General features: G+C 64.8%; 11 protein-coding genes. 5 read left to right on the plus strand and 6 right to left on the minus strand.

Annotated features, from left to right (window positions below):
- Position 1 precedes the first annotated feature (1 nt).
- Genes AC1DOP_RS23620 through AC1DOP_RS23640 form a run of 5 tightly spaced genes read right to left on the minus strand, consistent with a single transcriptional unit; the run spans position 2 to position 5,945 of the window.
- Positions 2–1,345 carry a sigma-54-dependent transcriptional regulator gene (locus tag AC1DOP_RS23620; protein ID WP_442124177.1) on the minus strand — a complete coding sequence of 448 codons (1,344 nt, stop codon included), beginning with the start codon at positions 1,343–1,345 and terminating at the stop codon, positions 2–4.
- A 28-nt stretch (positions 1,346–1,373) separates the two neighbouring features.
- Complete coding sequence (locus AC1DOP_RS23625; RefSeq protein WP_442124178.1) at positions 1,374–2,606, minus strand: ABC transporter permease; 1,233 nt, start codon at positions 2,604–2,606, stop codon at positions 1,374–1,376.
- Between the two features lie 13 nt (positions 2,607–2,619).
- Positions 2,620–3,930 (minus strand): ABC transporter permease, encoded by a 1,311-nt coding sequence (locus AC1DOP_RS23630; protein ID WP_477253702.1) that lies wholly within the window; start codon positions 3,928–3,930, stop codon positions 2,620–2,622.
- A gap of 13 nt (positions 3,931–3,943) precedes the next feature.
- Positions 3,944–4,657 (minus strand): ABC transporter ATP-binding protein, encoded by a 714-nt coding sequence (locus AC1DOP_RS23635; RefSeq protein WP_442124180.1) that lies wholly within the window; start codon positions 4,655–4,657, stop codon positions 3,944–3,946.
- A gap of 19 nt (positions 4,658–4,676) precedes the next feature.
- Positions 4,677–5,945, minus strand: a complete 1,269-nt coding sequence (locus tag AC1DOP_RS23640) for an efflux RND transporter periplasmic adaptor subunit (protein ID WP_442124181.1) — start codon at positions 5,943–5,945, stop codon at positions 4,677–4,679.
- Between the two features lie 181 nt (positions 5,946–6,126).
- Between AC1DOP_RS23640 and AC1DOP_RS23645 the strand changes: the two genes are divergently transcribed.
- Entirely contained in the window at positions 6,127–7,758 is a 1,632-nt protein-coding gene (locus AC1DOP_RS23645; protein ID WP_442124182.1) for a MutS-related protein, read from the plus strand.
- 59 nt (positions 7,759–7,817) lie between these two features.
- On the opposite strand, the gene AC1DOP_RS23650 is transcribed toward AC1DOP_RS23645, so the two are convergent.
- Positions 7,818–9,656: a phosphoethanolamine transferase gene (locus tag AC1DOP_RS23650; protein WP_442124183.1), complete on the minus strand. Its 1,839-nt coding sequence runs from the start codon at positions 9,654–9,656 to the stop codon at positions 7,818–7,820.
- A 373-nt stretch (positions 9,657–10,029) separates the two neighbouring features.
- On the opposite strand from AC1DOP_RS23650, the gene rpsL reads away from it, so the two are divergent.
- From rpsL to AC1DOP_RS23670, 4 genes are all read left to right on the plus strand, one after another.
- On the plus strand, positions 10,030–10,413 hold the full coding sequence (rpsL, locus tag AC1DOP_RS23655; protein WP_036240557.1) for a 30S ribosomal protein S12: 384 nt from the start codon (positions 10,030–10,032) through the stop codon (positions 10,411–10,413).
- A gap of 135 nt (positions 10,414–10,548) precedes the next feature.
- Positions 10,549–11,019, plus strand: coding sequence for a 30S ribosomal protein S7 (gene rpsG / locus AC1DOP_RS23660; protein WP_442124184.1), 471 nt, complete (start codon positions 10,549–10,551; stop codon positions 11,017–11,019).
- Between the two features lie 89 nt (positions 11,020–11,108).
- Positions 11,109–13,214 carry an elongation factor G gene (gene fusA / locus AC1DOP_RS23665; RefSeq protein WP_442124185.1) on the plus strand — a complete coding sequence of 702 codons (2,106 nt, stop codon included), beginning with the start codon at positions 11,109–11,111 and terminating at the stop codon, positions 13,212–13,214.
- Positions 13,215–13,318: 104 nt separating this feature from the next.
- On the plus strand, positions 13,319–13,466 hold a 148-nt coding region (locus tag AC1DOP_RS23670; RefSeq protein ID WP_259170423.1), incomplete at its 3' end, for a GTP-binding protein.

A 13,466-nucleotide genomic window follows, 5' to 3' on the forward strand; every position in this document is an offset into this window, starting at 1 on the left:
TTCATGCGGCGCGCGCGATGCCCAGCCGCTCCATGCGCCGGTACAGGGCCTGGCGCGACAGTCCGAGGTCGGCGGCGGCCTGGGCGATCACGCCGCCCGCGCGCGCCAGCGCCTGCACGATGGCGTCGCGGTCCGGCTCCGCATCCGCACTGTTGCCGGCGGCACCAGAGGGGCCCGGCAGGCCGAGTTCGGCGGGCTTGATGACGTCGCCATTGGCCAGCAGGCTGGCACGTGCCATCACGTTCTTCAGCTCGCGCACATTGCCCGGCCAGGCATGCGCCATCAGCGCGGCTTCGGCGCTCGGATGCAGGGTCTTGCCGAGCGGGAGGAAGGACTGCGCCAGCGGCAGGATGTCGCCGGGGCGGCTGGCCAGCGGCGGCAGCTTCAGCTCGATCACGTTCAGGCGGTAGAACAGGTCTTCGCGGAAGGTCCCTAGACGGATCATGCTCTGCAGGTCCGCATTGGTGGCGCTGACCACGCGCACCCTGACCTGGCGTTCGCGGTTCGAGCCGAGACGTTCGAAGCGCCCGGTCTCCAGCACGCGCAGCAGTTTCATCTGCCCGGCCAGCGGCAGGTTGCCGATCTCGTCGAGGAACAGGGTGCCGCCGTCGGCCGCCTCGAATTTTCCTTCCCGCGCTTTCGAGGCGCCGGTGTAGGCGCCGGCGTCGGCGCCGAACAGTTCGGCCTCGATCAGTTCGGAGGGCAGGGCGCCGCAGTTGAGCACCACGAAGGGGCCGTTGCGGACCAGGGAGTTGGCCTGGATGATCTCGGCGATGCGTTCCTTGCCGGTGCCGTTCGGCCCCGTGATCAGGATCGGCACGTCGGCGCGCGCCACCTGGCAGGCCAGGCTCAGCACGCGCTCAAGGGCCGGATCGCCCCACACCAGTCCGCGCAAATCGTAGTTCTGTTCCAGCTCGCGGCGCGCGCGGCGTTCGCGCAGCAGGCGCTGGTTGAGGGCCCGGTTGGCCTGGCCCAGCTCGATCAGGTTGCTTACCGTCGCCAGCAGGCGGTCGTCGTTCCAGGGCTTGGACAGGTAATCGGCCGCGCCGGCCTTGACCAGGTCGACCGCGGCGTCCAGGTGGGTCCATGCCGTCAGCAGGATCACCGGCAGGTCCGGATGGCGCTTGCGGATCTCGCGGAACAGCGCCACGCCTTCCTCGCCCGAGGTGGTGTCGGCCGTGAAGTTCATGTCCTGGATCACCAGGTCGACCGGCTGGCGCGCCAGCACCGCCAGCCCTTCCTCCGGGGACGCCGCGTGCAGCGCCGCGATGTCGTGCAGCGAGAACAGCACGTCGAGGGCGACGCCGACGGCGGCGTTGTCGTCAATGATCAGAACGGTAGGCATAGGCATGAGCGCTAGCATACCATCGTGTTCAGACGCTGCGGGTGGCGGTGGCCGGGGAAATGCTGGCCGCGCGCCACGCCGGTCCGTAGGCCGCCAGCACGCCCAGCGCCCAGAACACCAGCGCACCGCCGATCAGGTAGCCGCCCGGCAGGCGCGCCATCTCCAGTTTGCTCACCAGCAGATGGTTCAGGCCCAGGCCCAGGGCCACGCCGCCGAACACGCCGGCGCTGGTGATCATGAAATTCTCGGTGATGAAGTAGCGCAGGATGTCCATTTTCCTCGCGCCCAGCGCGCGGCGCACGCCGATCTGCTTGCGGCGCTGGGTGACCCACAGGCTGGCCATGCCGACGATGCCGGAGCAGGTGATCAGGAGCAGCAGCACGCTGACGGTGACCAGCATCCAGGACAGGGCGGCGTCGGCGCGGTACAGGTCGGTGCGGTCCTGGTCGACGGTCTTCAGGCGCAGGATCATCGGGCTGGCCGAGGACTTGCGCAGCGCCGCCTCGGCTTCCTTCATCACGCGGTCGCGCTGGCCGGCCTCGGCGCGGATCGCGTACAGGTTGCCCGGACTGCCGTACACGCGCGCCGGCACCAAGGTCGAATACTCGGAGCGCTCTTCCAGGTTGACGTGGGCGGCCTGCAGGCGTTCGACCACGCCGACCACCTGCACGCCCTGGGCGTCTTCGCCGGTGCCGAAGTACATGGTCTTGCCGACCGCCGGCGCGCCCGGCCACAGCTTCTCGGCCAGCGGCTTGGTGATGATCACCTGATGCGGGTACTGGTTGCTCTCGTTCTGGTTGACGTCGACCAGTTCCTGCGGCAGGAAGTCGCGGCCTTCGACCAGCTTCAGGCCGAAGGTGTCGATCACCGAGTCGCCCGAGACGAACACCGAGGTGGAGGTGGTCTGGCGGGTCTGCTTGCGGTCGACCGCGACGCTGTTGTTGCTGCCGCTGCGCGACAGCGGCATCTGCGACACGTTCGCCACCGACGCCACGCCCGGCACCGCGCGCAGGATGTCGGCTTCGCGCTTCATGCTGGCCAGCTGCTGCTCGGCGCTGTCGTTGTTCAGGGTGCGCGCGATGATGTAGAAGGTCGCGTGTTCGTCGGACAGGCCGGACGGACGCGCCATCGCGGCGCGGCGATCGTTCACGATGTGCATGGCGTTGGTCAGGATCGCCAGGCTGAGCGCGACCTGCAGGGCCACCAGGATCGGGCCCGTTTTATTGCGCATCAGCGCGGACAGGATGGGACGGATTTCCATGGATGTCTCCCGGTTACTGCGATTTGAGTTGGATCGCCGGCGTCACCTGGCAGGCGCGCCAGGTCGGCAGCAGGCCGGCGGCGATGGCCGCCGACACCGACATCACGAAGGTCAGGCCCAGCATCTGCCAGTCCATGTGGGCGACGTTCGCCATGCCCTTGCTCTGCATGCCGATCAGGGCCAGGGCGCCGAAGGCCAGCACCAGGCCCAGCAAGCCGCCGACGAGGCCGACCACGCCGGTCTCGATCAGGAACTGGTGGAAGATCTCGCTGCGCGAGGCACCCAGTGCGCGCCGGACGCCGATCTCGGAAGCGCGCACCGAGAACTTGGCCAGCAGCAGGCCCACCGTGTTCACCAGGCACAGCACCAGGAAGCCGAAGGCCAGCCAGGCGGACAGCTTGCTGTCGTTGCCGACCACCTTGAGCTTTTCCATCCACTCGTTCACGTTGTACAGCATGTTCGGAGCGTTGCGCTTCAGGCGGCCCAGCTTGCGCTGTTCCTTGGCGTAGTTGTCGATCCAGGTCTGCAGCTCGGCGCGGTCGCCGCTTGATCGAGTCTCGAACCAGAACTGGATCCAGGTGCATTCCGAGGCCAGCAGGCTGGCGAAGCCGGGGTCGCGGTTGGCGTTGCAGCTCATGCTGCCGGCGTGCTGGGTTTCGTGGCGGATCGCGGTCGAGAACGGGATGAAGAACTCTTCCGGCGTGCCGAAGCGGTTACCGCCGATCAGCTTGTAGTAGCGCGGCAGCGGTGCCCAGGTGTCGGTCACGCCGACGATGGTGAAGGGGGAGCCCATCAGCATCAGGCGCTGGCCGACCGGACTGGCGTCGCCGAACATCTTCTCGGCGGTCTCGCGGCCCAGCACCACGACGTCGGCGCCGCGGGCGTCGTCGGCCTCGCTCCAGGCCTGGCCGTGCAGGAAGGGTACGTTGAACATGGCGAAGAAGTCGCGGGTCGGCGCCAGGCCGGTGGCCGAGAACGCCGGCATGTCCTTGCGCGGCGGTTCGATCGCCGCCGGCACGCCGTACATCGCGGTGCGGCGCTCGCCCTGGCCGCTCTTGAGCAGGTTGGCGGCGTCCGGATAGCTCATCTGCATATCGCCAGGGTCCTCGCCCGGCGTGTAGTCCGCGACCTGGCCGTTGTCGAACTGCGGCACGAACAGGCGGCTGCTCTTTTCCGGGATCGGGTCGGCCGACATCACGTGCAGGATGGTCAGCGTGGAGACGCTGGCGGCCACGCCGACGGCCAGCGTCAGCACCATCAGGGCCGTCAGCGCCGGGTTGCGGCGCAGGCTGCGCACGCCCAGCATGAAGTAGTAGGCAAACATGGCGGCGCTCTCCTTATGCGCTCACGGTGGCTTTGGCGTCGACCAGGGTCGGCCCGCGGCGCACCAGGTCGGACACCTGGCCGTCGATGATGTGGACGTTGCGGGTGGTGCGCACGGCCAGCTCGGGGTCGTGGGTCACCATCAGGATGGTGGTGCCGGCGGCGTTGATCTCTTCCAGCAGCTCCATCACGCCGCGCGCCATCGCCGTATCCAGGTTGCCGGTCGGTTCGTCGGCCAGCAGCAGCTTGGGGGTGCCGGCCAGGGCGCGTGCGATCGCCACACGCTGCTGCTGGCCGCCCGACAGCTCGGCCGGGTAGTGCTTCATGCGCGATGCCAGGCCGACCTTGGACAGCGCATCCTCGATGCGCTTCTTGCGCTCGGACGCGTTGAAGCCGCGGTAGCGCAGCGGCACGTCGACGTTGTCGTACAGGTTCAGGTCGGGGATCAGGTTGAAGCCCTGGAAGATGAAGCCGAGCTTCTCGTTGCGCAGGCGCGAGCGCTGGTTGTCGTCGAGGCCCTTCACGTTCACGCCGTCGAGGACGTATTCGCCCGAGGTGAATTCCTCCAGCAGGCCGGCGATGTTCAGGAAGCTGGTCTTGCCCGAGCCCGAGGGACCGGTCACGGTGACGAATTCGCCTTCCTTGACTTCGATCTCGAAGCCGCGCAGGGCGTGCGTCTCGATCATGTGGGTGCGGTACACCTTGGAGAGGTTGGTCATGCGCAGCATGGTCTTGTCCTTTGATTGATTATTGATTGATCGAGACGCGGGTCGCGTTGTTGAATGCATCGGTGCCTGCCACTACCACTTTGTCGCCCTGCTTCAAACCGGAGAGGATCTCGACCGCCGAGACGCTGGTCGCGCCCAGCTGGACCGGGGTGCGGGTGGCGATGCCGTCGCGGACCACGTAGGCGTAGCGTCCGCCGTCCTGTTCGACGAAGGGGCCGCGCGGCAGCATCATGACGTTCGGTTTTTCCTCGATCAGCAGGCGCGCGGTCACGCGCTGGCTCTGGCGCAGGCCTTTCGGCTGCTCGCCGTCGAAGCGCACGCGCGCCAATACCATGTTCTTCACCACTTCCGGCGACAGCGCCGACAGCTTGCCGGTGGCGGTGCCGCCCGGCAGGGTGATCTCGGCGTTCATGCCCAGGCCCATGTCGGCCACATAGGTTTCCGGCACCTCGACTTCGACTTCGAGCTTGGACAGGTCGACCAGGGTCATCAGCGGCGCGTTGGCGGCCACCACCATCCGGTTCTGCACGTTCAGGGTGCCGATGAAGCCGTCCACCGGGGCGCGCACGGTCAGTTCGTCGACGCGGCGCTGCGCCTCTTCCATCGACAGCTTCGCGCGTTCCAGCTCGTTCATCTTGGTTTTCAGGGCCAGCTGGACGTCGTCGCCTTCCAGGACCGCGGCCTGGCCCGCGTGCCTGGCGCGGATCTCGGCCGACTGCAGCGCGTCCTTGGCCTTCTGGTAGTCGATCTTGGCGATCACGCCGACCTGGGCCACGCTCTCGTAGCGCTCCAGGGTGCGCTGGGCCGACAGGCGCTCGATCTCGGCGGTGTCGGCCTCCTTCTGCGCCAGCAGCTTCTGCTTGCGCGACAGGATCTGCTGGCGCGCCACTTCGGCCTTCAAGCCTTCGTAAGACGAGACTTCGCGTTTCAGCACGTCGGCCAGGTCGGGCGATTCCAGCACCGCGAGCACCTGGCCCTTCTTGACGGTGTCGCCGGCGGCGACCTTCAGGTTGACGGTGGACGCCGCCTTGGCGTACAGGGTCGGGCTGACGGCGGCGACCACGCGGCCATTGACGGAGGCATCGCGCACCAGGGTGCCGCGGGTGACCTCGGCCACGCGGATGCGGGCTGCGTTGACCGAGGCTTCGCTGCTGCGCCAGGTCGAGAACAGGCCGGCGCACAGCGCTGCGGCGGCGACCGCGGCGCCGATCCAGATGGCGCGGCGCTTGATGGCGTGTCCGGCCGACGGGGCGATGACGGCGTCTTGATGTGAGGTATCGCGAATCATGGTGTGGACATTCCTGGGTTTGGACAGTGCTGTTATTGCACGATCCGTGCCAGTTCTTAAGTCCTTGATTTATAGAGGGTCAGCTGTCCCGGACGCGTTGTCCGCCGTGTCCGCGCGAGCCGTGTTACGGACAGGTCCGGACAGGGCTTGAAATTTTGCCAATAGGCACAATTTCCTGCGCATGAGCCCGAATCCCTTCCTGTCCCTCTCCGCCTGGCGCCCCATGCTGACGCAATTCCTGAGCGGGCTCGCCCCGGCCGAGACCGAGCCGCCCGCCTATCCGTTCGCGCCGACCGACGTCGCCCGGCTGCATCGCCTGACGGCGGCGGACGACGCGGCCATCGACGACCAGACCTGGCGCGACCTGCTGATCGACCGCTATGCGGACAGCCTGTCCGGGGAAGTCAGCATCTTCGGGCGCCAGGAACTGCACCGCCGCCTGCGCGCCGGCGCTTCGGCGGAAGAGTGCGCGGCGCGGCGCGAACGCATCGAGCGCCTGCTGCGCGAGCCGGCGCAGCTGGACGGCCTGCAGCGGACGCTGCGCTCGCTGCGCCGCGCGGACACCGAGGTGGCCGGGCTGCTGTTCGATCCGCAGTGGCAGGCGCCGCCGCGTCCGCGCTGGCTCGCCTGGGTGCGGCTGCTGCCGCTCGGCCTGGCCACCTCGCTGGCGGCGGTGCTGTGGACGCCCTGGGCCTGGATCCCTTTCGGTATCGTGATGTACTTCCTGATGACGCTGCAGATGCGCTACACCGACCAGGTGGGGACCTGGCGCCGCAGCACCTGGGCGCTGCGGATGCTGCTGCGGACGGTTTCGTTGCTGGATGGCGGCGGGCAGGCGCTGGCGGAAGATTTTTCGGGACGCGGCGCGCGGGCGGGGAAGATCGGTCGCAGCCTGTCGCGCGGCCTGGTGGCGGAAGCCATCCCCGACGCGGCGGCGTATGGCGACTGGTTCATGCTGGCCAACGTCAGGCACTACTTCAAGACCTCGCATATCGTGTCCGCCGAGCGCGCCTTCCTGCGCGAGTGCTACCGGCTGTGTACGGAACTCGAGGCCGACGTGGCGCTGGCGCGGCATCTGCGCGGCGTGGGCGCCTGGTGCTGGGCCGGCCGCGGCGACGGCAGGACGCTGGCGATGGAGGAGGGCGTGCATCCGCTGCTCGAAGGCGGCAATCCGCTGTCGCTGTCGCTGGCGGACAAGGGCGCCTTCATCTCCGGCCAGAACGGCGTCGGCAAGAGCACGTTCTTGCGCATGCTGGGCCTGAACCTGGTCGCCGCGCGCGCTTTCGGCTTCTGTTACGCGCGCCGTGCCGTGCTGCCGGCGCTGCCGGTGGTGGCCAGCATGCAGAACGAGGATTCGCTGCTGGACGGGCAGAGCCTGTACATCGCCGAGCTGGCGCGCGCCCGCGAACTGCTGGCGGCCAGCGAGCGCCGGCCCGTCATCTGCCTGGTCGACGAGATCTTCCGCGGCACCAATCACGAGGAGTCGGTGGCGGCGGCAGCGGCCGTGGTGGACGAACTGGCGGCGCGCTCCATCGTCGTGGTCTCCTCGCACAACCTGGTGCTCGGGCCGCTGCTGGCGCACCGGCTGGAACCCTGGCGCATCGTGCGCACCGACGGCGACGGCCTGCGCCTGGAGCCCGGCGTGCTGGGACAGACCAATGGCGTGGCCCTGCTGGCGCAGCGCGGCTTCGGCGTGGATATCCAGAGGAAGGCGGAGCGGGTAGCGGCCTGGCTGGTGGAAATTCGGGAAATTCGGGGTCAGAGCACATTTTCGGAAAAAACGGCTTTGTTTTCAGAGGCTTATCGAAAATAATGTGCTCTGACCCCGAATTGAGGAAATAACCGGAGACTAATCCTGATTTGATGGGCGCGTCAGCTGCGGGGTTTCGGCCTGCCCTTGGCGATCACTTCGTGGCATTCGCCCTTGATGGTGGCGTTGTCGTAGTCGGTCCAGCCGTAGCTGTCGACGTAGCGCTTGTGCTGCCTGAAGCCGGAATTCACGAAGCTCCATTCGAGCCGTTCGTCCGGGTAGCGCACGTCGCCCATGTCGAGCAGGGTGTGGAACATGTTTTCGGTCGCCAGTTTCGCCTTGCGGTGCTGCAGCAGTTGGGCGACCTTGTCCGGATAGCGCTCCTGGTAGGCGTCCGAATACCAGGCGAAGGCCGGGATGTGGAATTCGTATTGCGTGTTGTGGCCGTGGAAGACCAGGCGGCAGCTGTTGTCGTACAGGGTCTGGCCGTGGTCGGCCACGTACAGCATCGAGGCCGGCAGGCCGGTGTCGCGCAGCGAGTCGATCACGTGGGCCAGGAACCAGTCGGTGTACAGGATCGAGCTGTCGTAACTGTTGTTGAGCTGTTCCTTGAGGCGGATATCGGTATAGACCGGCTTGTCGACACCGTACAGCGAGGGCTGCCATTTGTCGAACTGCTTCGGATAGCGGCGGCTGTAGTTCCAGTGGCTGCCCAGGGTGTGCAGCACCACCAGCTTCTTGGGCGCCGGGTCGAGCAGAGCGTGCCTGAGCGGGGCGAACAGGATCTCGTCGTAGTTCGACTGGTCGCTGTAGCCGCCCAGGTTCAGGAAATCGACCACGTCGGCTTCCTTGGCGAACACCGATACCGGCGTGTCGAACTTGCCGAACGAGATCTGGTTCGACAGCCAGAAGGTCTTGAAGCCGGCCTCCTTGAAGGCGGACAGGAAGGATTTTTCCGAGAACCCGTCCTTCAGGCTCTGGATCGCCGGCTTGCGCGAGACGATCACCGGCACCGACAGGCGGGTCGCCGAGACCGAGGTGATCACATCCGGCAGCACCACCAGGTTCGACTCCTGCGCCAGCTGCGGATTGGTCTCGCGCGCATAGCCATTCAGGCTCCAGCGGTCGTAGCGCGAGGATTCGCCGATCACCATCACCACCAGCTGCGGCTCGTCCTGCGGCCGGCCGGCGTGGGCGTGAAAGCGGAAATGGGCGCTGCGTTCGTTCAGGTCGGCCAGGTAGCGCCGCTCTTTATAGAAGTCGAGCCCGCGCGCCATCAGACCGAAGGGCCAGGAGCGGGCGAAGGCGTCCAGGTCGAGCGGCAGGCGGGCCCAGTGCGCGAGCGGCGGCAGGCGGCCGGTAGAGGGCAGGCTGCCCGCGCGCGGCGGCGCGGTCTCTTCGGCACCGGGTTTCGCGGGCGCGGCCTTGGCCGAGTCGCCGGCCACGCTGGCCAGCGGCGGCGGCGCGATGCCGAACGTATGGCCATAGCCGAACACCGCCACGCCCAGGCCCAGCACGCCCATCACCACGATGCGCGAGACGTCGGCCCAGTCGAGGTCGCGGGTGCGCCAGGCCGCGATCCAGCTGCTGACGAACCAGGCGAGCACGCCGATGAAGACGGCGGCCAGCAGCCAGACTTTGCTGCCCAGGAATTCCATCGCTTCTTCCGGGCTGGTCTCGGCGATGATGCCGAGATGGTGGGTCGAGATGCCCTGGCCGTAGAAGGCGCGCAGATAGAACTCCATCGGCAGGCCGAGGAAGGCCGGCAGCAGCAGCCAGTGGAAGCGGGCCGGGCGCTTGAAGAAAGCCCAGGCGGCGATCCAGCAGACCAGCTCGATGCCCACCAGCTGGCCCGGGTGCGCGACCGGCTCGCCGAACAGCCAGGGGACGAAGGGCATGCACGACAGCACGAGGTAACTCAGCAGCACATACAGATTGCGCGGACGCAGCAGGGATCGCATCGAAGCCAGGGCAGAGGAGAAAGTCCGTCATTATCTCGCCTTTGCTAGTTGGAACGCTATTACCTCCGCACAAGGATCGAAAACCGGCGTACACTCGATGTATCGCCAGCGCGACATTCTTCCGGCAATTTCGCCGTCTTCCGCCCTTGCCGCGGTGCCCGGACTGCAAGTAGGTTGACCTTGACATGGTTCGGGTCTATACTCGCGAGTTCTCGAATTTATTCTGCACATCGTATACGCATTCAGGCCGCTCCCTTTGGTGAGTGGCTTTCGTCGCCTGTACAGGAAGCAATCCGGGACTAGGTTTCAGTCCCCGGGCAGTAGGACAGTCCGGGTCATCAACGTAGTAGCAAATTTTGTTGGATTAAGAACGATGCCAACCATCAATCAACTGATTCGCAAGCCGCGTGAAGCCGCGGTTGTGAAGAGCAAGTCGCCGGCACTGGAAAACTGCCCGCAAAAGCGCGGTGTTTGCACCCGTGTCTACACGACGACCCCGAAGAAGCCGAACTCGGCACTGCGTAAGGTCGCCAAAGTTCGCCTGACCAACGGTTTCGAAGTCATTTCGTACATCGGCGGTGAAGGCCACAACCTGCAAGAGCACAGCGTCGTCCTGATCCGCGGCGGCCGTGTGAAAGACTTGCCGGGTGTGCGTTACCACATGGTCCGCGGTGCACTGGATACCCAGGGTGTGAAAGACCGTAAGCAGGCCCGTTCGAAGTACGGCGCCAAGCGTGCGAAGGCTGCGAAGAAGTAATTCTCCGCTCCCGTCATACCGAGGTCACATTTAATAGTTAAGTTGAGCCGGCCGGAAGGCCGAGTAAGTGAAAGGTCATGAGGGCCTTTCGCGAGTGCGGATTAAGCACTCAACTGAAGACAGGAAGGAATTGAAATGCCACGTCGTCGTGAAGTACCCAAGCGCGAGATTCTGCCGGATCCGAAATTCGGCAATACCGATGTCGCCAAGTTCGTCAACGTTCTGATGCTGTCCGGCAAGAAGTCGGTCGCAGAAAACATCATCTACGGTGCGTTCGAATACATCCAGACCAAATCGGGCAAGGACCCGCTGGAAGTGTTCTCGACCGCGATCAACAACTGCAAGCCGATGGTCGAGGTGAAGTCCCGCCGCGTCGGCGGCGCCAACTACCAGGTGCCAGTGGAAGTTCGTCCGGTTCGTCGTATGGCTCTGTCTATGCGTTGGTTGCGCGAAGCCGCAAACAAGCGTAGCGAGAAATCCATGCCGCAACGTCTGGGTGGTGAACTGATGGAAGCCGCGGAAGGCCGTGGCGGCGCAATGAAGCGCCGTGACGAAGTCCACCGCATGGCTGAAGCGAACAAGGCGTTCTCGCACTTCCGCTTCTAAGCACAAAGCAGTATCCGTTGTTCAGGCCGGGCGCGTTTTGATTTCAAAATGTTGCCCGGTTTTGTCCATTCAAAGATTTAGGAAAAATTATGGCACGCACTACCCCCATTGAGCGCTACCGGAATATCGGTATTTCCGCTCACATTGACGCCGGTAAGACCACCACCACCGAGCGCATCCTGTTCTACACGGGTGTGAACCACAAGATTGGTGAAGTGCACGACGGCGCCGCCACCATGGACTGGATGGAGCAGGAGCAAGAGCGCGGCATCACCATTACCTCGGCAGCGACGACCTGCTTCTGGAAGGGTATGGCCAACAACTTCGAGCCGCACCGCTTCAACATCATCGATACCCCGGGCCACGTCGACTTCACCATCGAGGTGGAGCGTTCGATGCGCGTCCTGGACGGCGCCTGCATGGTCTACTGTGCAGTCGGCGGCGTGCAGCCGCAGTCGGAAACCGTGTGGCGTCAGGCTAACAAGTACAAAGTCCCACGTCTGGCATTCGTCAACAAGATGGACCGTACCGGTGCGAACTTCTTCAAGGTGTACGAGCAGATGCGCGCCCGCCTGAAGGCCAACCCGATCCCGCTGCAGATCCCGATCGGCGCCGAAGACAACTTCAAGGGCGTGGTCGACCTGGTCAAGATGAAGGCGATCTTCTGGGACGACGCATCGCAGGGCATGAAGTTCGACTACCGCGACGTGCCGGCCGAGCTGGTCGATCAAGCCAACGAATGGCGCGAGAAGCTGGTCGAGACCGCTGCTGAAGCGAACGAAGACCTGATGAACAAGTATCTCGAAGAAGGCGAACTGTCGGAAGCCGAGATCAAGGCCGCACTGCGTCAACGTACCATCAACGGCGAAATCGTTCCGATGATGTGCGGCACCGCCTTCAAGAACAAGGGCGTGCAGGCCATGCTGGACGCGGTCATCGAATACCTGCCGTCGCCGGTCGACATCCCGCCGGTCGGTGGTACCGACGAAGACGACCAGCCGGTCACCCGTAAGGCTGACGACAACGAGAAATTTGCTGCGCTGGCATTCAAGATCATGACCGACCCGTTCGTCGGCCAGCTGATCTTCTTCCGCGTGTACTCGGGCGTCATCAATTCGGGCGATACCGTCTACAACCCGATCAAGGGCAAGAAGGAACGCGTCGGCCGTATTCTGCAGATGCACGCCAACCAGCGCGAAGAGATCAAGGAAGTCCGCGCAGGCGACATCGCCGCTGCAGTCGGCCTGAAGGAAGCGACCACCGGCGAAACCCTGTGCGATCCGTCGGCACCGATCATCCTCGAAAAGATGGTGTTCCCGGAGCCGGTGATCCAGCAGGCCGTCGAGCCGAAGACCAAGGCTGACCAGGAAAAGATGGGCCTGGCACTGAACCGTCTGGCTCAGGAAGACCCGTCGTTCCGCGTGCGTACCGACGAAGAATCGGGCCAGACCATCATCGGTGGTATGGGCGAGCTGCACCTGGAAATTATCGTCGACCGCATGAAGCGTGAATTCGGCGTGGAAGCGACCGTCGGCAAGCCGCAGGTTGCATACCGCGAAACCATCCGCAAGGGTGTTACCGACGTGGAAGGCAAGTTCGTCAAGCAGTCGGGCGGCCGCGGCCAGTACGGTCACGCTGTCCTGAACGTCGAACCGCAAGAGCCGGGCAAGGGCTTCGAGTTCATCGACGCCATCAAGGGCGGTGTGGTTCCGCGCGAATACATCCCGGCAGTCGAGAAGGGTGTTCGCGAGACCCTGACCGCCGGCGTGCTGGCTGGCTACCCGGTCGTCGACGTCAAGGTGACCCTGGTCTTCGGTTCGTACCACGACGTGGACTCGAACGAAAACGCGTTCCGCATGGCTGGTTCGATGGCATTCAAGGATGCTTGCCGTAAAGCCAACCCGGTCATCCTCGAGCCGATGATGTCGGTGGAAGTGGAAACGCCGGAAGACTACGCCGGTACCGTGATGGGCGACCTGTCGTCCCGCCGCGGTATGGTGCAGGGCATGGACGAAATCCCGGGCGGCGGCGGCAAGATCATCAAGGCCGAAGTCCCGCTGTCGGAAATGTTCGGTTACTCGACCGTGCTGCGTTCGGCAACCCAGGGCCGTGCGACCTACACGATGGAATTCAAGCACTATGCTGAAGCTCCGAAGCACGTGATGGACGCCATCGTGACCGCGAAGTCCAAGTAAGCGTAGTCAGAAAAATCTAGTTAGTGGAGGGCAGGGCAACGGCGATGAGCCATGCCCTGTCCCACAAAAATTAAAATATATTGTTCTTTTAAAGGAAGATCAAAATGGCAAAAGGTAAATTCGAACGGACCAAGCCGCACGTCAACGTCGGCACCATTGGTCACGTTGACCACGGCAAAACCACCCTGACGGCTGCAATCGCAACCGTTCTGTCGAAGAAATTCGGCGGCGAAGCCAAGGCCTACGACCAGA

The organism is Massilia sp. 01N410 (assembly GCF_056399665.1).

What these genes read in the sequence shown, in the direction of transcription:
- AC1DOP_RS23620 (WP_442124177.1), bottom strand. Translation starts at nt 1,345, where the DNA reads ATGCCTACCGTTCTGATCATTGACGACAACGCCGCCGTCGGCGTCGCC.
- AC1DOP_RS23635 (WP_442124180.1), bottom strand. Translation starts at nt 4,657, where the DNA reads ATGCTGCGCATGACCAACCTCTCCAAGGTGTACCGCACCCACATGATC.
- rpsL (WP_036240557.1), top strand. Translation starts at nt 10,030, where the DNA reads ATGCCAACCATCAATCAACTGATTCGCAAGCCGCGTGAAGCCGCGGTT.
- AC1DOP_RS23650 (WP_442124183.1), bottom strand. Translation starts at nt 9,656, where the DNA reads ATGCGATCCCTGCTGCGTCCGCGCAATCTGTATGTGCTGCTGAGTTAC.
- AC1DOP_RS23645 (WP_442124182.1), top strand. Translation starts at nt 6,127, where the DNA reads ATGAGCCCGAATCCCTTCCTGTCCCTCTCCGCCTGGCGCCCCATGCTG.
- fusA (WP_442124185.1), top strand. Translation starts at nt 11,109, where the DNA reads ATGGCACGCACTACCCCCATTGAGCGCTACCGGAATATCGGTATTTCC.
- AC1DOP_RS23630 (WP_477253702.1), bottom strand. Translation starts at nt 3,930, where the DNA reads ATGTTTGCCTACTACTTCATGCTGGGCGTGCGCAGCCTGCGCCGCAAC.
- AC1DOP_RS23625 (WP_442124178.1), bottom strand. Translation starts at nt 2,606, where the DNA reads ATGGAAATCCGTCCCATCCTGTCCGCGCTGATGCGCAATAAAACGGGC.
- rpsG (WP_442124184.1), top strand. Translation starts at nt 10,549, where the DNA reads ATGCCACGTCGTCGTGAAGTACCCAAGCGCGAGATTCTGCCGGATCCG.
- AC1DOP_RS23640 (WP_442124181.1), bottom strand. Translation starts at nt 5,945, where the DNA reads ATGATTCGCGATACCTCACATCAAGACGCCGTCATCGCCCCGTCGGCC.